General features: G+C 53.8%; 17 protein-coding genes. 4 read left to right on the plus strand and 13 right to left on the minus strand.

Annotated features, from left to right (window positions below):
* Both Pr1d_RS19140 and Pr1d_RS19145 read right to left on the minus strand, forming a co-directional pair.
* Nucleotides 1–831 (minus strand): hypothetical protein, encoded by an 831-nt coding sequence (locus Pr1d_RS19140; RefSeq protein WP_148075017.1) that lies wholly within the window; start codon nt 829–831, stop codon nt 1–3.
* A gap of 71 nt (nt 832–902) precedes the next feature.
* Nucleotides 903–2,219, minus strand: coding sequence for a hypothetical protein (locus Pr1d_RS19145; RefSeq protein ID WP_148075018.1), 1,317 nt, complete (start codon nt 2,217–2,219; stop codon nt 903–905).
* Between the two features lie 366 nt (nt 2,220–2,585).
* On the opposite strand from Pr1d_RS19145, the gene Pr1d_RS19150 reads away from it, so the two are divergent.
* Nucleotides 2,586–3,548 (plus strand): hypothetical protein, encoded by a 963-nt coding sequence (locus Pr1d_RS19150; protein ID WP_148075019.1) that lies wholly within the window; start codon nt 2,586–2,588, stop codon nt 3,546–3,548.
* 46 nt (nt 3,549–3,594) lie between these two features.
* Here Pr1d_RS19150 and pyk read toward each other — a convergent pair whose 3' ends face one another.
* The 6 genes from pyk to Pr1d_RS19180 all read right to left on the minus strand — a co-directional run bounded on the left by pyk (nt 3,595) and on the right by Pr1d_RS19180 (nt 10,621).
* Complete coding sequence (pyk, locus tag Pr1d_RS19155; RefSeq protein ID WP_148075020.1) at nt 3,595–5,025, minus strand: pyruvate kinase; 1,431 nt, start codon at nt 5,023–5,025, stop codon at nt 3,595–3,597.
* Nucleotides 5,026–5,221: 196 nt separating this feature from the next.
* Complete coding sequence (locus tag Pr1d_RS19160) at nt 5,222–6,523, minus strand: hypothetical protein (protein ID WP_148075021.1); 1,302 nt, start codon at nt 6,521–6,523, stop codon at nt 5,222–5,224.
* A gap of 30 nt (nt 6,524–6,553) precedes the next feature.
* Nucleotides 6,554–6,937 (minus strand): hypothetical protein, encoded by a 384-nt coding sequence (locus tag Pr1d_RS19165; RefSeq protein WP_148075022.1) that lies wholly within the window; start codon nt 6,935–6,937, stop codon nt 6,554–6,556.
* 51 nt (nt 6,938–6,988) lie between these two features.
* On the minus strand, nt 6,989–8,047 hold the full coding sequence (locus tag Pr1d_RS19170) for a DUF1559 domain-containing protein (protein ID WP_148075023.1): 1,059 nt from the start codon (nt 8,045–8,047) through the stop codon (nt 6,989–6,991).
* An 11-nt stretch (nt 8,048–8,058) separates the two neighbouring features.
* Nucleotides 8,059–9,360 (minus strand): hypothetical protein, encoded by a 1,302-nt coding sequence (locus tag Pr1d_RS19175; RefSeq protein ID WP_168205357.1) that lies wholly within the window; start codon nt 9,358–9,360, stop codon nt 8,059–8,061.
* A gap of 142 nt (nt 9,361–9,502) precedes the next feature.
* Nucleotides 9,503–10,621, minus strand: coding sequence for a hypothetical protein (locus Pr1d_RS19180; RefSeq protein WP_148075025.1), 1,119 nt, complete (start codon nt 10,619–10,621; stop codon nt 9,503–9,505).
* A 441-nt stretch (nt 10,622–11,062) separates the two neighbouring features.
* On the opposite strand from Pr1d_RS19180, the gene Pr1d_RS19185 reads away from it, so the two are divergent.
* Complete coding sequence (locus Pr1d_RS19185; RefSeq protein WP_210417777.1) at nt 11,063–11,815, plus strand: putative ATP-dependent zinc protease; 753 nt, start codon at nt 11,063–11,065, stop codon at nt 11,813–11,815.
* Nucleotides 11,816–11,979: 164 nt separating this feature from the next.
* Here Pr1d_RS19185 and pdxA read toward each other — a convergent pair whose 3' ends face one another.
* From pdxA to Pr1d_RS19210, 5 genes are all read right to left on the minus strand, one after another.
* Nucleotides 11,980–12,999, minus strand: coding sequence for a 4-hydroxythreonine-4-phosphate dehydrogenase PdxA (gene pdxA / locus Pr1d_RS19190; RefSeq protein ID WP_148075027.1), 1,020 nt, complete (start codon nt 12,997–12,999; stop codon nt 11,980–11,982).
* A gap of 76 nt (nt 13,000–13,075) precedes the next feature.
* Nucleotides 13,076–14,038, minus strand: a complete 963-nt coding sequence (locus tag Pr1d_RS19195; protein ID WP_148075028.1) for an HTTM domain-containing protein — start codon at nt 14,036–14,038, stop codon at nt 13,076–13,078.
* Nucleotides 14,038–14,790 carry a hypothetical protein gene (locus Pr1d_RS19200; protein WP_148075029.1) on the minus strand — a complete coding sequence of 251 codons (753 nt, stop codon included), beginning with the start codon at nt 14,788–14,790 and terminating at the stop codon, nt 14,038–14,040. Before Pr1d_RS19200 ends, Pr1d_RS19195 begins: the two co-directional genes overlap by 1 nt.
* Nucleotides 14,791–14,972: 182 nt before the next feature.
* Nucleotides 14,973–15,956 (minus strand): TIGR03000 domain-containing protein, encoded by a 984-nt coding sequence (locus Pr1d_RS19205; protein WP_168205358.1) that lies wholly within the window; start codon nt 15,954–15,956, stop codon nt 14,973–14,975.
* A 306-nt stretch (nt 15,957–16,262) separates the two neighbouring features.
* Complete coding sequence (locus tag Pr1d_RS19210; RefSeq protein ID WP_148075031.1) at nt 16,263–17,492, minus strand: protein-L-isoaspartate(D-aspartate) O-methyltransferase; 1,230 nt, start codon at nt 17,490–17,492, stop codon at nt 16,263–16,265.
* Between the two features lie 20 nt (nt 17,493–17,512).
* On the opposite strand from Pr1d_RS19210, the gene Pr1d_RS19215 reads away from it, so the two are divergent.
* Nucleotides 17,513–18,667 (plus strand): aminotransferase class V-fold PLP-dependent enzyme, encoded by a 1,155-nt coding sequence (locus Pr1d_RS19215; protein WP_168205359.1) that lies wholly within the window; start codon nt 17,513–17,515, stop codon nt 18,665–18,667.
* 315 nt (nt 18,668–18,982) lie between these two features.
* Nucleotides 18,983–19,474 carry a pantetheine-phosphate adenylyltransferase gene (gene coaD / locus Pr1d_RS19220; RefSeq protein WP_148075033.1) on the plus strand — a complete coding sequence of 164 codons (492 nt, stop codon included), beginning with the start codon at nt 18,983–18,985 and terminating at the stop codon, nt 19,472–19,474.
* Nucleotides 19,475–19,490: the final 16 nt, after the last annotated feature.

The following is a 19,490-nucleotide window of genomic DNA, read 5'->3' on the forward strand; positions in this document are numbered from 1 at the left end:
TTAATTGCCAGGCCTTGGTGCGATCAGTAGTTCCTCGCCCGGTGTCAAGACCTCACCAGGAACGGCTTGTTGCACGGAAAAGTCGACCTTCGGTTTGCACTGGTCCAGCGATGGCTGATCGAAGACTACCGCTTGAGGCGAACCGTAGGTAAATCCTGCATCGGCAAGCGAACCCTCAGGAACGCGTCCGCCCATTCGCAAGATCGCAATAGGACGCCCCAGGCTGTCGGCCATCACCAACGGATCATCACCCGGTCTGGCTTCGACCCACGGCTGCTGTTCATCTTCCCGAGCGATTGCCGGAGCAAGGAGCGGGTCTTCCACGTAAATCACGCGCGTGATAAACCGACCCTCAGCAGCCTGAAGTAGCTCATCGAGTGTTAGTTCGATGGGAACTGGAAACCGCAGTGACTGGCCCGGTGGGGGGTACAGTCGGTCGATCATCTCCACGGTCGGAAATACTTCCATTCCAGGGTTTTCTGGAATATCGGTTACCCGAAATCGATAGACCGGTCCGATGGAGAGCCCAACAAGCAAGCGGTCCGGCACACCTTGTTGAAAACTGGTCCCTGCCGCCGGTGCGATCCGAGCTCCGTGAGGGGCACGAATCTCCACCGGCTGGCAGGCACCTGACAACGCACCGCCTCTCAGCAGTCGCTGGCGGCCAATCGCTCCCGGAGGCATGGCACCAGCATGGTGCCAATGCGCTGATTTTTCTATCGCTGACACCGAAGTGCCAGACGGTAGCCAAATCAGTACTGCTAATAGCAGCTTGCCTGCGACGAACATGCGACCGAAGTCACATTGCCGAGCTTTGCGGTCTGTTGTCATATATTGTCCGTGGTCAGTTGTCAGTGTCTGTCTGGCCACCCTGATCTCTATGCACTCAACCCTCAAATCCTTTATTGGCAAGGATCTTCAACGCATTCACCATTGTCGTTGCAGCCGGTAACTGCTGCACAGAATTTCTTGAATGCAGTAGGTATGGCTGGTGCTACAGTTCCACCGTGAGCCCGAAAGGGAGCACGATTCACTTCTGATATGTGGACATGGTTCACAGGGCGTGGGTAGTTCATTCCAGGCCGCTGCTTGACGTCGATCTTCATGTTGTGCACTGGAGGTGGCATCAACACGCGGGTGTGATTCTTAACCGTATGGCTCGTGAGGCCCGCTTCATGACCCAAAGGAATATGCGGAGGACCAGGAAGTCCGATTGGAGTACCAACACTTGGCATACCCCATTGAGGAGTCGTCATTCCCGATACCATGTGTGGAGGCATAGGTTGAGGTGCAAAACCCGCAGTGGACATTCCCTGAGGGCCAGGCATTCCGCTATAGCCACCGCCGTATCCACCACCACCGCCATAGCCGCCGTCGTAGCAATCTCCACCACCCTCGGGACAATTGCCCCCTTCAGGGCAGTACTCCCCTTCGGTGTATTGAGCATGCTGCACATTATCGTTCATTGCCAGTCCGCCCTGATTGCCGAGTTGCAAATCGAGATTACCGATTCGCAATATGGCCAGGATCGCACCGCGGCGGTCGGCCTCGGCAATCGGATCGACACCCGGATCAAGACGTGTGCTGACCAGTGTCTCTACACCCGAGAGCGCCAATTCTTGGAACTCTGGATCTGGCAGATAGATCACCTTCGTGACAAAGTTGCCACTGAGCACCTGATCGAGGTCCTCGTCGGTGAACTGCACAGGAATCGGAGCGTGAGCCAAATAGGCGTCCGTGCGAGGTGTCACGGGAGCAATTTCCAATGTGGGATAGAGTTCCACACCCTCACGTCCCGCTAGGCTCGTCAGCTTCAAGCGATAGATGGCACCCTGGGGAAAATTCTGCCGACCTGGCATCACCAGCGGCACGGAATCGAACATTTGGTTTCCGCTGGTATCCCAGGAAACTTCCCCCCCTTCGACACCCAAGAAGGCGATCTGAGAGGTCGCACCGGCACCCATACCCATCGGAGGACATGCACCGCCGCCCATGTAGCCAGCCGGCGAGGCTGAGGCACCACCGGCGAATCCACCGCCACCCATGCCTGCAGCAGGCATCAATACGCCGGGACCAGGGCCGCCCACTCCAGGGCCCGGTTCCATCAATCGCTGCGCTGGTGGCAGGTTATACGCCAAGTGATGATGCTGCGCCAGGCAGTTCGCTGTGGCCAGCGTGCTCATCAAGCAAATCGTGGATAAGAAAAAGTGTTTTTTCATCGCGTTTCCCCCCTCAGGTCGCACGAACATGCGTAAAACGTTCGAGGTTGTGTGGAGTCATCAATGCCCGCGGCATTGGGTGCTCCGATATGTGTGTTCTTGCATCCGTCGGACTAGCTGCCGCAAACTACCGTTGCTAGCACCATCCGCTGTGAACAGTGCGAGCCAGTTTGCTGTGGACCGGCTGGGCGGAGTCCAACTAGAATCCGCTCTGCTTGGTTGGCTTGTCACCTTCCCGATCCAATTTCCTAGTCCTGTGAGAATTCCCGAGCGCAATGGTTCGGGTATTCTCCCGCAGATAAATGGTCGGCCTGTTGCGACCCGAATCTTTGGCAAATCCGGTAAATCCGGCAAAGGAAGACTAGATTGCGTGGTTTAACACTCACCGCTTCCCTCGTTTGGGGCAACTTGGTGCTGGCAATGCTTGCCGCTGAAGCACATGCTGCGCCCCCTGATGCGGTAGAAGTTACTAGTGGGGATGTCCTACTCACCGAAGTTCTTGCCACCATGGAGCGCCGGGCAAACGTTTCCGCCCGGTTGCGACACCAGTCGCGATTGGCAGACGAAACGCAAGTCGGCTCCGGACATTTCTGGCAACAGGGTGCCGGGGCCCAGCGTAGGACCCGCTGGGAAATGCAAACCCAGGTAGCCGGTGAAAATGCTAGCTATGTACAAGTTTACGATGGTCGCTATCTGTGGACCGACCGCCACATGCCGAGCGGCCGACAAGTTCATCGACTCGATGTGGCCAATCTCAGTAGCCGCCTCCGTACCTCCTTTCGGCAGTCTGCAAATTTTGCCGAGCGGGAGAGTCTCATCAGAGCGGCTGAGTTCCGCGGGGGCATTTCGCAGTTACTCGCTGAGTTGCTGACCCGCTACCGATTCGATCCCCCCCGGCCAACCCAGCTCAATGGGCTGGCCGTCAACGCGCTGCTGGGGCGATGGCGACCGGAGGAGCTGGCGATCATGTCCTCTACTGCCAACGCGGCGGATCCCGACCCCGCGACGTGGCCGGACCAATTGCCGCACCATGTGCTCGTGCTGGTGGGGCAAAGCAATCTCTTCCCTTACGTGCTAGAATTCCGCCGTGCGAGCGATGCCTATGTCAGCGAGACCCTTTCGGGCCTCAAGCCCACGTCTGATCCGCTGGTACGTTATGAAATCTTCGAAGTCCATTTCGCCGACGCGATCGACGCAACCGTCCTCCAATTCAAACCGGGCGACGTCGACTGGAGCGACGAAACAACGCTCGTGTTCGAGAAACTGAGCCAGCAACAAGCGGCCGCAGAGGCACGCTTGGCTGAGCGTGCAAGCCAGCGGCGCCAGTAGTCAGAGTTGCTTGACGATCGCAGGAATGATTCCCCTTCACTTCGATTCATTCCACTTCTCGAAGTTGCATCGTGTCAATGACTTTCTTGTTTGCCAGAGCATTGGTAATCACGACGACCCAAGTGCCTGGGGCACACCATTGTTTCTGTTTTAGTACGTCGAGTGAATCAAGGATCGTTTGCTCGGGGTCCTCTGAAAATTCCATCAAGAAGGGTTCGACCCCCCAAGGGAGAAGAAGCTGACGAAATATGCTCTCAACATCGGTAAAGGCATAAATCGGTACTCCATAGGGTCGCAACGCTCCCAGGACGTAGGCGAGGAAGCCACTTCGAGTAAATACCACGATAGCTGATTGCCCTAACTCTTGTGCCAACACGGCAGCTGAACGCAACATCTTTGCTTTTGGCTCACGTAGCTGGATTTGAGAATTCAATTGCCCATGTACCGTTGGTTCGATACTTTGAATGATGTTCTTAAAGACTTCCACACATTCCAAAGGATAAGCGCCCGTGGTCGTTTCGCCCGACAACATGACAGCGTCCGCTTGTTCGCGGACCGCATTGGAAACGTCAGAAATCTCTGCTCGAGTTGGAATGGGCGAATGGATCATCGACTCTAGCAGATGTGTAGCAATGATGACGGGCTTGCCTTCTGCCTGGCAAGCACGGACGAGCTCGGTCTGTACGAGAGGCAATTGGTGATAATCAATTTCGATACCCAGGTCACCGCGCGCCACCATGATCGCGTCGGATGCTCTAATGATGTCCTCCATATTGCGGACACCTGCTTGCTCTTCAATCTTGGAAACAATCTTTGCAATGGATCCATTCTCATCCAAGAATTTGCGCAGTGTCTGAACGTCCTCTGCTTGGCGCACAAATGATAACGCCACAAAATCAATTCCAGCGGCAACACCCGCTTTTAGATCTGCTTCGTCTTTTTCAGTCAGCGCAGGCAGGTCGACCTGAACTCCGGGAAGATTGATGTGCCTCCGGGAACCGAGTGTGCCCGAGGTGAGGACTTCGCAGCGGATTCGTTCTTCATCCCTGGCGAGTACTTTGAAACGCAGCAAGCCACTATCGACTAGAATGATCTGCCCGACATCCACATCTTGAGAAAGCTTGGCATAATTTACCGAAACACTCGGAACACCGTCATTCATCACTTCTGCGGATTCGGCATGGAAATCCAACAAATCACCGACATCCAACTCCAGTGGCTTCTCCACATCCCCAGTGCGAATCTCGGGACCTTTCACATCCATCATCACAGCGACTTGTCGTTCCGATTCCTGGGAGACACGTCGAATCCGACCTACAACCTCCTCGACCCACTCTCGCGTAGCATGAGCCATATTCAAGCGGATGATATCCACGCCTGCTGCGATCAACTTCGCCAGACACTCGGGCGATTCCGTCGCGGGCCCGAGGGTGATTACGATTTTCGTCTGCCGGTAGTATTTTGTTTTTCTGTCCATACGAGTCTCAGCGAGAATAAGGCGAGCGTTTCGAACCCCCCAAAGTATATCGAAACTGGCAGTAGAATGCACATTCTGTACCACGACCCAAAGAACTCAATTGCCGGAGTTTCCTCCGATCCCCTCCACCCGGCTGCCTTAAGAATAGTCACTCAAGGGACATTGAGTGCGCACACAAATAAGAATGTTAAGAATATTAACTCTTGGGAACTCGTCGTCTGCAGAGCAATGCTGCGGCTGCCAAGAGAACGAGTGCGCTCGGTTCGGGTACTGTGACAGAGCTTGCAGATGGCGCTGCCAAGGATTGTATTTCGCGTTGCCAAGCAAGGAAATCTGCTCCGTCGCTGTCGCCGTCGTTGTCGGCGTCGGCTGTAGAGTCGAGGCCGTAGGCGGCTTGCCATTGGGCCAGGTCGCTGGTGTTGACCAAGCCATCGAAGTTGAAATCCGCGGGATTGAATTGGTAAAGTACCTGGTAACCAAGATCCCGCAAGAGGGCAGCATCAAGTCTAGTAAGGTACTTGCGTGCTCCGTCCGTTGAGTTGGGATCGAGCGAGACTTCTGAGATGATCCCAGCGGAGCTCCACACTTCGGACTGAATACTGCTTGCAAAATGGCCTGTGCTCGATTTGGGCACTGGCCCACCGTATTCGGCCACAAGATTTGTGCCAATCAGATTCCCTTCGTCATCGACGCCAACGAGATCATCGTCTTCTAGATTCGTGCTGGTGGCTCCCAGTGCATGAATCATTTCGTGCAAACCGGTAGAGTACAAGTCAGATTTACCTATAGCCGTGGGATCGACTGTTCTTAGGTCGAAGCCGTTCCACTTCAAGCTGGTGGTGTGCCAGTCCCAGTTGTCTGTGGAAATATCAGTCGTGGGCGTCTTGTTTGGATCTTGGATGCCGTAGTCATCGACAGGATTGACGCCAGGATCGTGACCTGCGTACCAGTTATCTCCGGTGTCAAAATAAACTCGACCGCCCCAGGTGTTGAATTCCGACCCAGCCGCGCCTGCGGCATTGCGGCTATCGTAGCCGTCCCAGCCACCTTTGGCATGTGCAGTGGTGCCCGAGTCAAAACTGAAAGCCCCGACATAGATGACGTACTCATTGGCCGCGACACTGGATCTGTTGGACGTCGACAATGTATAAGAATAACCTTGTCCGTCACTCTCTGCTGAGCCTTGAACCACATTCCCTGAGAGATCAACGATGCTACTCGCTTGGATATCTGAAAATCCGATGGAGCCGTTGAGTGATGTGAGGTCTGTCCAGTCGTTGTTCGTGATGATGGCCGACAGAAAAGCTGCGGCGGAATCTAGGGATGCACGGCGTGCCTGTCCTGTGGACGTACCTAAATCAAACCAATTTTCATTGTTCTCGTCGAGTGTGTAGTCGAGTGTGATCTGGATGGCGTGAACCGAAGCGACCGCAGAGACATGGCAAAAGACGAACACCAGCGCCTGAAGAAAACGGCAACGAAAGGCAGAGATTTGCATCGATTGTTACCGACTTTAAATGGACCGACTCTACGACTTATTCATCAACAGCCCACCAGCGCCGAGAATCGTCAACGCTGCGCCAGCAACTTTCAGCCCGAATGCCAGCTTCGCATTGCTTGATTTGGCTGTTTGGACCTCAGCTTTGGCATCCTCGAATCGTTTGCGGGCTGCTTCCAATCCGCGAGCCTCTTCGGGGCTTTCGGGAACTCTCTTATTGCGAGCATCCCGCCCTCTTTCGGCGGCAGCCTTTTCTAGAGAGGCATGGGCTTCGTAGTATTCATGTGCCTGCTGCTCAGTCAGGGAACCTGCAGGATCCGCTGCGGCCGGCAAGACCAAACCAGTCACGATCATTAAAATTCCTAACAAAGCTGCAGCTCCCGGCCAAATGGATGCAAAACTAGATTCTCCCATGGCTGACTCTTCCTATTCTTCTCATTCGAGCAACACACAAAGTTGCTGAAACTATAGTTCGCTTGTGTCGACACTTTGTCCATCACGAATATAAACAAGGTAAGCCATTACAAAATCGTCAACCTCATCAGTAAGGAACGAGACGTGACCATCGACGAAAGAGGCATTGACTCCTCCTAAATGATTGGATCGCGGGGCAGCGGATATGAAAGCGTCAATTGCGCAGGGCACCCCTTCGGCTAGAGCGCCGACAGGATCGGGACACGAGTACCCAATGTCCGGGTTCGTGCTATTTGGCCTTCGGGACAAACCGGCCCAGTTTGGGTCAGGCATGAACTCAAGTCCCGTGTCAGCCGAGATTTTGCTTTCCTGTCCCGATGCATCGACAGCATGCATGTCGTAAGCAAGAATCGCAGCCCCTGCCCAAGGCAAAGCCCATGCACCACGTTGATCTTCTTCTTGATCGCGAGTACGCACCTCCGAGAGCAAGAGAGTAGACGAGGTACCATCCTCGATCGCTCCCAATTTATTCCCATAGAGACTTATCGCGCCGGGCCAACGAAAGTAATCCGCATGATGGACGCTTTCAAAGGCCGCGTAGTTCCCTTTGGCAAAACGCGAACGCTCTCCAGTGCCTGGTGCATTGGTACCCCAATGCTTGTAAGTACGACCTTGTGCTGATTCGCTAGGACACAATAACGAAGAAATCTCAGACTCCTGGGGCTGAGGATCGCCGAGTGTGTTGGCGATATTGGTATTCTCAATATCAAACTGGGAATAGAGGTTTTGCTGCTCGATATAAGGCAACATTAAAACGATCCAACTGTGATTGCGACCGGCGCGAAGATTCACCTTGTCGCTCTCATTACCCGGCTTCGGGAGAAAAAGTCCTGCCGGAGGAAGTGTCTTGCGCGACGATTCGTAGTTCTGTGTCGACAAAGCGAGTTGCTTGCAATTGTTTACACATTGCATCCGCCGGGCGGCCTCTCGTGCGGCCTGCACTGCTGGCAGCAGGAGGGCAACCAACACCCCTATGATGGCGATGACCACCAAGAGTTCAACCAAGGTAAATCCGGCATTCAGCCTGATTCTGCTCTTCTTGTTTTGCATGGGCTTCCTGCTTAGAGGGTATGAGAAAATTCAAAACCGAATCGCCTACGATTGCAAATCAAGCTGCCTAAGGAAATCATTGCAACAACGATTGTAGCAGGTTCTGGCACTGCAGTCACGGACACAATATTTGAGGGATTGCCGTATTCGCTTTGCCACTGTCCCAAGTCGATGCCATCAACGGTCCCATCCCCGTTGGAATCGCCGTTAGAATTGTCCGACTGGTTGGTGAGACCAAAGCCACGCTGCCAAACAAGAAAATCATTCCCATCGACGTCCCCATCCCCATCGAAATCGGGATCCGCTGCCGAAGGGACGCTCGTGATCTTTAAGGTCACTGCGTCCGTGCCGTTCCAAGTTGTGGGATCCCAGGTACTCGCGTCGTCCGCGTAGGAAAGACCAGTGATCCCATTTATCACTTTGCCGGCTCCTGTCTCCAACTGAGGATTCGCGAGTATTAGTTCGACATCCGGAGAGTTTATCGTCACGTTCGAAGAATTGGTGAACCAGGTATGGGTCACCACCTGCGTCCCAGGGATATTCGTGAAAGTAGCTGTGGAACTGTCATTAAGAATGAGTTTCACTCCCTCTTGAATCTGGCCGGCAGTGATCGACGAATTCCCAGTCAACGTGAGACTCGCCGTCGCAGAATCAATATCCGTGGTCGTCAGATCTTCCAGATCACCGTCGATCATGAACACCGAATCGTGTGCAACCATATCGAACTGGTCAATTCCGAATCTTGAATTCGAGAAGAACGTCGCACCCGTTATTGACGCACCGGCAGAGGGGGTCAATTCAGCTTGGACCCAGATATTCGAGGTGGATCCACTACTAACGTCTGTGGTTCTAACATTTGTCCCATTAATGATTAGGTTGCTACTGCGAAACTCGATATCATCAAAAAACGATTCAATAGACCCTCCTGTGAGTGTCGTGGAATCTCGAAATACGATGTCATCTTGTACAGTTAAATCTGCATCGGTCAGCTTGAAAGTAGCACCCGTACTTATCTCGAACTGTGCATTAAAAAAATCATTGAAGACGTTCAGGGAAGATCCTGTCTGTAATTCCAAACCACCTCCGTTGCCAATATCCACTCCAAACTCGTCCCCTGCCCCACCATTCGCTTCAACCACATCGCCGTCAAGAATTAAATAGTGTGAGATTCCTAGACCAGGATTAATTGTCCCTACCGCTGGAGTAAATCCGCTTCCATTGGCCATCGAATTCCAGAACGATTCATTGAAGAAATCGCCACCAGAGGGCCCCGTGTAATAGAAGGTATCAGCAAGGGCTGAACCACAAGACAACAGACTACTGGTTAGTACACACCACGTTAAAGCTCTTCTCGTCCGAAACATCACACCTCACTCCATTTCAAAACGCCGGGGATATTCTTGAATATCCCCGGCGTTCAATAAACTATTTGGCAAATTCTCTAGACTCTAAACACTATCTACGTCGTAGGCAGAGGCTAGAGGCTATCGCAAACGATGCCAGTATCGCAACACTTGGCTCAGGCACTGCCATGATCGTCACCGTACTCTGACCATTCCAATTGGATGGAGTAAACAGGTGAGGATGAGTTGCATAGGAGAACTCTGTGCCCGAAAGACCATTAAAAACCTGCGTGGCATCGTCGGAAAGCCCCTGTGGTCCTACGAAGCTCAGCGCTGCAAAACGCGACTTAAATACTACCTTCGTTTCAAAGGGTGCCACTCCCGGATCGGTAATCCATTCACCTTCGGCGTTGTCGTCAATGAAGCTTGCCTGGGACTCATCTTCCAAATACAAAGTGATGCCTTCATCCAATTGGTCGGCACGCAATGCAGTGTTGCCTTGCAGAGTCAGAGTACCATTGGAAAAACTATTAAATGCGTCGTCGATGTCCCCGTTCATGTTGAGAACGGAATCGATGGCAACCAAATCGGTATTGGTTCGTATACTAAGACGTCCTGTGGAAAAAGTGGAATCTGTAATTGTTGCAGATGACTGAAAAGAAATGATTTGATTCAGATCAGCCGTCGTCAGGCTACTGTCGTGAAGTAAGGAAACCACAGAACCGGTCTGGAACTCGATGTCATCAGCGACGCTGACGATCCTGGACCCACTAATAGAAGCATTCCCACCGAAGAAGATATCATCGGAGGCAACAAGAAACGAATCCACCAAGGAAAACGACGAACCTGGGTTCATGTCAAGTTGGCTGCTACTATCGTTCAGGATATTGAGCTGTGAACCATCAAGCGACAGGCTGCCAGTATCGAATGAAACTCCACCAGAGTTAACGTTCAGGTTCGATCCCGAGAGCAACGACAGCGAGCCTACTCCAAATGGGATTTCGGAGGTTGCATAAACCAAGTCTCCGTCGAGGATCAAATCGATTTCGACTTTTGAAGTTCCACCATCGATGATTGAAGCGGGATTAAAGCCGCCGCCGTCTTGCCAATTTAGTACATCGAAGAAGTCGCCGCCGGAGGGACCGACAAAAGTGAATTGTGCGGTTGCAAATGATGGCAGCAGTAAAGCTGCGCAAGCCACGGTAAGAATTCTCAATAGATGTCGCTTCATTAGACTCGCTCTCCCCTCAACATTAGTTTGGACAATTAGCTAGTGACTTCTGCCAACCGCCCGTGGGTAAAAACTCAACAAAGAGTGCATTCGGATTTTTGACCAATCAGCAGCATCGCATGCTGACATTGGAAAGTCAATCTTTTTGGCACCTCTCTAGTCAAATTTCCCCCCAAAATCCCCAAAATACTGACTGCGCACATTATTGGCCTGGCCAGCGAAAACGCCCCCAGGGCTTTGCGGCTTCCCACAAGCTGAGAGTTGGCGAAACATATCTTGGGCCAAGAACCCGGGTTTTTGATGCTCCGACCTCGCCAAAAGGGCCATTTCAGCAGATTCGGTTTGGTGTGAACCCATGTTTACTGCTATGGTAAGAGGAGTAGGCATAACCTGTCGCCAGCTTCATCCACCTGACCCAGAGCTTTGTAAACCATGTCTAGCATGTCCTTTCGGTCCAGGGTTCTCGTGATTCTCTTGGTGGGGGTCATGGTCCCGGCTGGTTCCCTTGGCACTGCCAAGGAAAGTGCGGAGCCTGCAAATGCTTCCACAAAGAAGGCCGAGTCTAACAACGGTGGTTCCGAGCTGACCCTCAAGAGAACGAAGAAGTCGAAGTTGGCTACTAATCTCTTGGCCTCAGCGACCAAGACTCGCAAGTCACGCAAAACGGCTCCTTCCTCGAATGTGGAACCGATCACGAAGTCGGATTTGAAACGCGCCAAGCTAGATCTGGTGGAAGAGAGTGACCTGCCGAATTTGGAGCCGCGCAACCGTGAGGATGAGAAACTGACGATCGGTGCAATAGCTCGGGTAACGGAGACCCAGAGCGAACTGCCATTTCTTGCGCGCGTCGATACGGGGGCCGCTTCTTGTTCGATGCACTGCGAAGAGTGGGAAATCGACGAAGAGGCCGAATCCATGGAGGAGAATATCGGCAAAGATATTCGTGTACTGATCAGCAATGACGAAAATGAATCACAATGGGTCGACAGCCGCATTGAACACTGCGTGGTCGTTAAGACTAGCGAGAAACGCGAGACTCGTTACAAAGTCCCGATGACCTTGCGCTGGAAAGATTTTGAGAAGGAAGTCGTTGTTACTCTCAACAATCGGGGCCACATGGTCTATCCGCTTCTCTTGGGAAGGAATTTTCTCGAAAACGATTTCGTCGTCGACATCACGCTTCCGAGTGAGTGAAATCCCGCGTACCGTGGCGAGCCGGTTGCGTTAACTTCCGGTATTGCCCGTACCCGTTTTCCACGCCGGCACACAATTCACGACGCTCCGCTGAAATCGTGTCCAAACACCGCAGAGCGCTGGTATTTCGTCCCCACACGGAGCATGGGGACGAGGGATGATGCCTACTTCGCCAATTTCGCTGCCGTTGTGATCGCCGCGACCATGCCGGTGGACTCGGCGGTTGCTTGCCAGGCACGATCGAAGGCGGTGCCGTGGGCCACGCTGGTGCGAATAATTGGTAGGCCCAGCGTTATATTGACCGCGCGATGCATTCCTAAGAGTTTCAACGCGATGTGACCCTGGTCGTGGTACATGGCAACGATGGCATCGAATTCGCCGTCACGTGCGCGAACCATGAGCGTGTCCGTCGGGAAAGGTCCCGTTACGCTGATCCCTGCCGCTTGAGCTTGTTCAACTGCCGGGGCGATGATGCGCGTTTCTTCGTCTCCAAAGAGCCCCGACTCACCACCGTGGGGGTTCAAAGCGCATACTCCGATTCTGGGCGACTCGAGTCCAAAGCCTTCGTGCATCACCCGCTGGGCAAGATGGCATTTTTCTAGGATTGCCGCCGTCGACAGGTTGGCAAACACTTCGCTCAGGGCCATGTGCAGAGTCACATGCACCACACCAAGCCCGGCAACGCTGTTAGGCAATTCTTCCGGCGGCAGATAGAGCATCATGGCAAAGTCGGTGACGCCGCAACGCTCGGCCAGCAGTTCCGTGTGCCCAGGATAGAAGTGACCGGCGGCGTGGAGGGCGGCCTTACTCAGAGGGGCGGTGACAATCCCATCGAATCGCCCGGCCAGTGTCTCATCAATCGCACGGATCAAAGCTTCGTAAGCCGCCTGGCCCGTAAGGGCATCGACACTGCCATGCGGCACGGCCAACACATCGTCGCTGCCAACTCGCAGGCAAGGAATCGTATCGGGCATGACCTGATCGAAGTCCTTGTCGACTTCGATGACTCCAAGTTTTGCATCGAGTAGTCTGACCGCCTGGCACATAATATCAGGATGGCCCAACACCACAGGCCGCGAACATTGATGAACCCGGGGATCGGCCCAGGCGCGAACAATGACCTCTGGGCCAATACCCGCAGCATCGCCCATCGTGATCGCCAGTCGTTTCTTTGCCGTGTCCATAGATTAATTCTAGCAAGTCAATTCGCAGGCCGGAACGAGCGGTAGCGCTGTTCCGGAACTGCAAGCTGATTGCGGCTTAGCGACCAGCTCCCAACAATCGCGCAATGCGACTAGCCACCGGATCGACCCAGCGGCGGACCGTGGCGGGCTTGAAAAACGAGACATTGGCAATCAACATCGCTAGGCCGAACGTGATCATCCCCATAATGAGGGCGATCCCACCGTGAACAAAAACTGCCATCCACAACACCAGTGGGCGCGTATAACGATTCCATACCAAGGCACAGTAAAACAATTCCCAGAAGAGCGCGACGTGCGTGGCGATGGCAATCAAGACCGGATAGTTCGCAATCCACGTCATGTCCAGCGACTGATATTCTTGATTTGCGATTGCCCACCAAACGGCTGTGCCGGCATGCCAGTTCTCGCCCGTGAGTTTTGCCAACCCTGAGAAGAGGTAGATGATACATAGGTGAATCTGCAAGAGTCGTATTGCCAAGTTGGCTGACGTGCTGGGGGCCACTGGCTGGGTGTCCCCACGTCGGAGCCTGCGAACACTGTCGAGCGAGTAACGTGCCCCACAGGGACCAAGCATGGTATAGAGCGCGAGCATGCAGTTCGCTTTGTCGAGGCCGAAGAATGCACCGGGACTAATTCGGTGAGCATACGAAACGGCGAACAAGAATCCCAGCACCGCCATTGTGCGGCTGAAGAGTCCGAGCATGAGGCAGAAAAAGACGAGCAAGGCAACTATGTGGACCGTCCACAGCAGCCACACCGGTTTGGTCCAGAAAAAAACGCTCCACACGGACCATTGTTGGCCCTGAATCCGGCGGATGTATTCCACAGGGAGCCAACCATCCTGGCCAATGAAAGCCTGCAGATCGAACGACCAAACCAGATGCGTGTAGAACAACATCGCCCCGGCCAGCAGACGAATCAGCGAGAGCGTAGCGGGATCCGTCGGCCGGAACCAAAACCGATTCCAAGCTTGCCAACACTCAGCAATGTATCCACGCGTATCTGAGAAGACTCCCATCAGCGGCCACCTCCGGGAATGGTGACAGCAGTTTCACCAGGAGGCGGCCCGACTCGTGCCCCGGCGGTCTCGTCAATGTTGGCGAGGACAACGAAGGTCTGCGGCGCATCAAGCGGCGTGTCTGCGAGAACCTGTTTCGGCGAAAGCAGCGTGTGCATGAGCCATTCTAGTCGAATCGTTTGGCCGCCGTTCACGGAAAGCAAATGCTGGGCATAGTGACGACCCGATTCTGGACCCATGTCACCTGTTTGCGCCGCGAGCATCAAGTGGCGATGGTACAACAAGCGGGGCCATTCCGTAGCGAGATCTGGGAATTGTCCCTTGGTAATCTCTTGCCCCCCACTATCACGAATCACATAACGAACCAGATTGCTGCCACCGGGATCGGGGGCAAAGAATTCATAGCCATGGTTCAGATACATTAGATTGAGATAGTGGCGAAAAAATCGGCGAAGGCTGCGCGGAACGACTGGCTCCTGCCACACTTCGCTATTCGCGGGAGGAAGTTGCGCCTGGCGACCCAGGTTGTCGGTCTCTGCCTGATAACCCGGGGGAAGTGCCGCCAACGTGGACAAGTCCCACGGAGCGGAGAAAACAGCGGCCAAATGCAGCACGATGAGCACGCTCACGAACCACCGCCACGCCGGATGCCAGCCAATGTCCCCTTGGGGCCGATTGTCGACTTTACGTGGTGTTTGCTGGGCAGGCTTAGCAGGCTGCTGCTGTTCTTTTTTTTGATCGAACTTCGCCATTTACTTGTGTTGCCCCAAAAGCACGCCCCCCTTAGCCGGACCGCCACGCGGTCCGGAACATCCCGGAGGCAGGTGTGCTTCCGGCTGGGGAGATTCTCAGAGACACTAGCAAAAGAAAAACCCCCACTTCGGTCAACACCGAAATGGGGGTCGGATTGATAAAAGTATCAGCAAAGAGCTGACTAATTGGTCAACTGGGCCAAATTGTCGGCCAAGTCTTGAGTTTCATTCTCGAAATTGAATGCTAGCTCGTAGGTTTGGCCCCCTTCGATATCGAGGGTTTCCTCACGAACTTCTGTCTGACCGTCCACATCCAATTCAACCCGAACTGTGTAACCAGTCCAAGTCTGGCCGGCGGAAAGCCGACTTGTTGAATAGTTGCGGTCGGTGCCAGTCTGCTCGGTTGGTGCGCCGGCTAAGAAGACTTTGGCTTCGGCTGGAACCGAGACTTTCAGTTCTGTCTTAGCTGGTTTCATGGCCGTTACCGTTTCAGAATTTTCGTCGATTCCGAAGGAGAGGGCCAACTTGTCGCCAGCGGTGAGATTGATCGATTCCTCTTTGACCACGGTTTCGCCATCCTGCTCATACTCCACGCGGAAGTCGTAGCGATAGGCTTGACCTCGCTTGAGACCGTTCGAGACATAGCTACGAGAAGAACCGGTGCTGGTCGTAGGATTGTCGTTGACAAATACCTTTGCATCAGCAGGGAGGGTCACTTCGACGGTGGCATCATCCGCGGCACTTGTCTCTTCGGCACCTTCCGGGACTTCCTGGTAATACGTTCCGCCATAGCTTCCCGAGCTACCGCTTGAACCGTAGCTTCCCGAGCTGCCACTCGAGGCATAGCTTCCGTAGCTACCCGAACTGCCATAGCTTCCGTAGCTGCCAGAACTGCCATACGAACCATAGCTCGCGCGGGCGGCACGTCGGGCAGCGTGACGGGCATGAATTCTGCCGAAAATGCCTACTCGGCCATAGCTGCCGTAGCTTCCGCCAGAACCGTAGCTACCATAACTCGCGCTCGAGCCGTAAGAACCATAGGAGGCGCTTGATCCATAGGAACCCCAACTGCCGTGCGACCAAGCCATCGACTCGGTCGAAAGGCCCACTACTAATACCGCTGCCAACAATGCCATTTGCCAAGATGCAAAGCCTTTAAATCTCATCACCGGTGTCTCCATATTTGTACTAAAACCCTCTTGATCCAAATGCAGAGTGAAAACTCTGCTAGCAGTGTCTCAGGATAGCAGGCCATTGGTTTAATTCAAGCAATATACGCAAAATTCACCTATTCTAGGGATTGGGAGGTTTCCGAGGTGTTTTGCCCCATTTTTGCCCATGAGCGGCGATTCTCCAGCAATTCACTTACGTGGGGCAGTCATCTTGGCTCTATTTGAGGCATGTTTAGACCGCCCAGTCGGAGTGTTTGGGGGGATATTACAGGCTGGAAGCCTGCTCCATGGGAAGAATTTCTAATCCTCAATCACCTCCAGAAGAACTTGGTCGATGTCCAGTTTTCCAGTCCCTCCCAGGAGCCCCAGCCGCAAAATTGCCTCCCGAGTCACGTCGGGGACGCGAATTTCTTTCTGAACCGCTTTCCAGTCGAAACTCCCTTGCCACGGCCCCAGCACTTGATTTTCGATCACTGCTCGACGCCTGTCGTAGCAGGTCAAGATGATGGCCGGCCTTTGATGAGGCGTTGGACCGGGACCCAGTTCAGCACCACGTACAAGTGCCGAGATACGCACAGCACGCACCTCTCGACCATCGAGTGCAAATCCCTGGAGTGCGCGACTCGCTTCGCCCGGCAACGCGTTTTCAAAGGAGAGATAGTTTCCTTTGGGAGACTTCGGGGATTTAGGGGCGTCGCCCACGCTACTCACTTTCACTCCGCGCAAGTAGTGCCAACCCTCGGGGGTACGATCCTGGCCAATTACTTTCTCGAAGTTTCCATTTGCAATCTGAGGGTGTGCTGGATCAGGAAGCACCTCGCGTTGAGATTCGGCCGTACCTGTCATGGGAACAAACAGAGTTGCTTGCAAAGGCTCTTGGGTTAACTCGCCTGATTGTTTGGTGACGCGGATGAGGTTTTGTTGATAGCGCTCGCCGACTGGAATAATCATCCGTCCCCCTTCGGCAAGTTGCTCAATAAGTGGCGGAGGAATCGCTTCAGGAGAGCAAGTGACTATGATCTTGTCGAACGGAGCCGCTTCGGGCCAACCTTGATAGCCATCGCCAATACGCACGTGGACGTTTTCGTAATCCAGCCTGCGGAGAGTTCGCTCGGCGCGACGACCAAGATCAGAGACGATTTCAATCGTGTAGACTTCCTTTACCAAGGGACTCAGCACCGCAGCCTGGTATCCACTTCCTGTGCCGATCTCGAGGACACGATCCGTAGGTTGAGGATCGAGCTGTGCGGTCATGAAAGCGACCACATACGGCGGCGAGATTGTCTGTCGGTCGCCAATGGGCAAGGCGCCATCGAGATAGGCTTGGGGCAGCCACTTGGAAAGAACGAACTCGTGCCGAGGAGTGGCCCGCATGGCACTGAGCACTGCGGGGTTTTTCACTCCGGCAGCCTCGATTTCTTCGGCTACCATTTTCTCTCGTAGCGCGGCATAGTCTTGTGCTATGATGCATGGCGCTATAAGACCACTCATCACGACTGCCAATGTTGTTGCGGTCAAGTGGCTCCCCATGGTGTTATCCCCAAGTACCTATGAACCAAGCCATCCACAGCACACGCCAAACCTTACGCGCAGCAATGCCGATTACGCGGAAGTGGGCCTACTTCGATCATGCCGCGGTAGCGCCAATCACGCAACCCGCCGCTGACGCGATTGCCACTTGGCTTGCGCAGATTTCTGAGGAGGGTGACACGGTATGGCTCGATTGGGTGCGCCACGTGGCAAATGCGCGTACCAGCGCTGCCAGCCTCATTGGAGCGAAATCGGATGATATTTCACTGTTACCCAACACGACCGCGGGGATCAATCTAGTGGCCGAGGGGCTCGATTGGCACTCTGGGGACAATGTGGTGACGCTTGAAGATGAGTTTCCGTCGAATCTTTATCCCTGGATGCAACTCAAACATCAGGGCGTCGAGACTCGGCTGGTACCAACGAACCAAGGACGTGTCGACCCGACTGCTATCGCAGAATATTGCGACGAGCGAACTCGCGTCGTGAGTATCAGTTGGGTCTGTTACTCCAATGGTTGCCGACGCGCTTTGCGACCCATCGCTGATGTGGCACATGAACGGGGTGCGATATTTTTCGTCGACGCGATTCAAGGCTTGGGTGTCTTCCCCCTGGATGTGACTGAAGATGGCATTGATGCTCTAGCTGCCGATGGTCACAAGTGGCTCTTGGGTCCGGAGGGAGCAGGCATTGCCTACGTGAATCAAAAGTGTTTGGAACATCTCAAGCCCATCGGAGTCGGGTGGAAGAGTGTTGTGCAGGAAGGGAATTTCAATTTGATTGAGCTGGATCTCAAACAAACAGCTGCTCGCTATGAAGGAGGCACCCTCAACAAGGCGGGATTCATCGGACTGGGGGCTAGTCTTGATCTGTTTCTGTCGCTCGGCATAGAAAACATAGCCGCCGCCATCCTGGACATTACCGACCAAGCCTGTGAGAAGCTGACCGCTGCGGGGGCCGTGGTCTGCTCTCCTCGCGAGGGAGAGAACCGGTCTGGCATTGTCTCGTTCGAACTACCAAATCACGACTCCGAGACGTTCAAAAAATTCTGCTACACGCACTCTGTCGCCCTCAACTGCCGCGCCGGTCGCTTACGGCTTAGTGCCCATGCTTACAACACCGAAGAAGACCTGGATCGCTTACTAACAGCGATCGAGCTATTCAAATCCCGCTAGCATCTATTGCTCAGTTACAGCAAAATGACCAATGAATTAATGAGGGTGTCCGGTAACAGAATTCGTCAAAACCAGCTTCGAAGCACATTGTCATCCCGAGGTACTCCGAGGGATCTAGCCAGATTTCTCGGAGTACCTCGAAATGACAGAAACGTGAATTACCGGACACCCTCACTTAATAGAAGAAACCGATCACAGTTGAACACCGATTAAGCGGATTGTCGCTGATCTGAAAATTTTTTTGAATGACTCCGCGTTCGTCCGCGGCTAATTTTCCCCTTGTTTTTTTTTAAAGTTTGTACTGCCGAGGCACACATGTCTTCTCGTCGCGCCGTTTACACTGGTTCGTTCGATCCCATTTCGCTGGGGCATCTCAATGTCATCGAGCGGAGCAGCCGACTTGTTGACGAGTTGATCGTCGGCGTGGGCATCAATATCGAGAAGCAGTCGCTCTTCACGGAGAAAGAACGGGTCGAGTTGCTCTCACGGGTTACCAAGCATCTGCCGAATGTCGAAGTAAAAACCTTTGCTGGGCTGGCCGTGCAATTCGTCCGAGACTGCGATGCGAGGGTGATTATCCGTGGCGTGCGATCACTCACCGACATGGAGACGGAATTCACCATGACACTGGCCAATCGCAAACTCGATCCAGGTGTCGAGACGGTGTTCCTGATGGCCGACGATGAGTTTTCGCACGTTTCGAGTAGTCTGATCAAACAAATCACCCCCCTAGCCGGCGACGAGGAGTTGGCACGCTTCGTGCCAAGGGAAATTGTTGCTGATCTGCGAGAGAAACTCTCCGGCTGACTAAAGCTGAATTCGC

Source organism: Bythopirellula goksoeyrii (genome assembly GCF_008065115.1).
GTDB classification, from domain to species: domain Bacteria; phylum Planctomycetota; class Planctomycetia; order Pirellulales; family Lacipirellulaceae; genus Bythopirellula; species Bythopirellula goksoeyrii.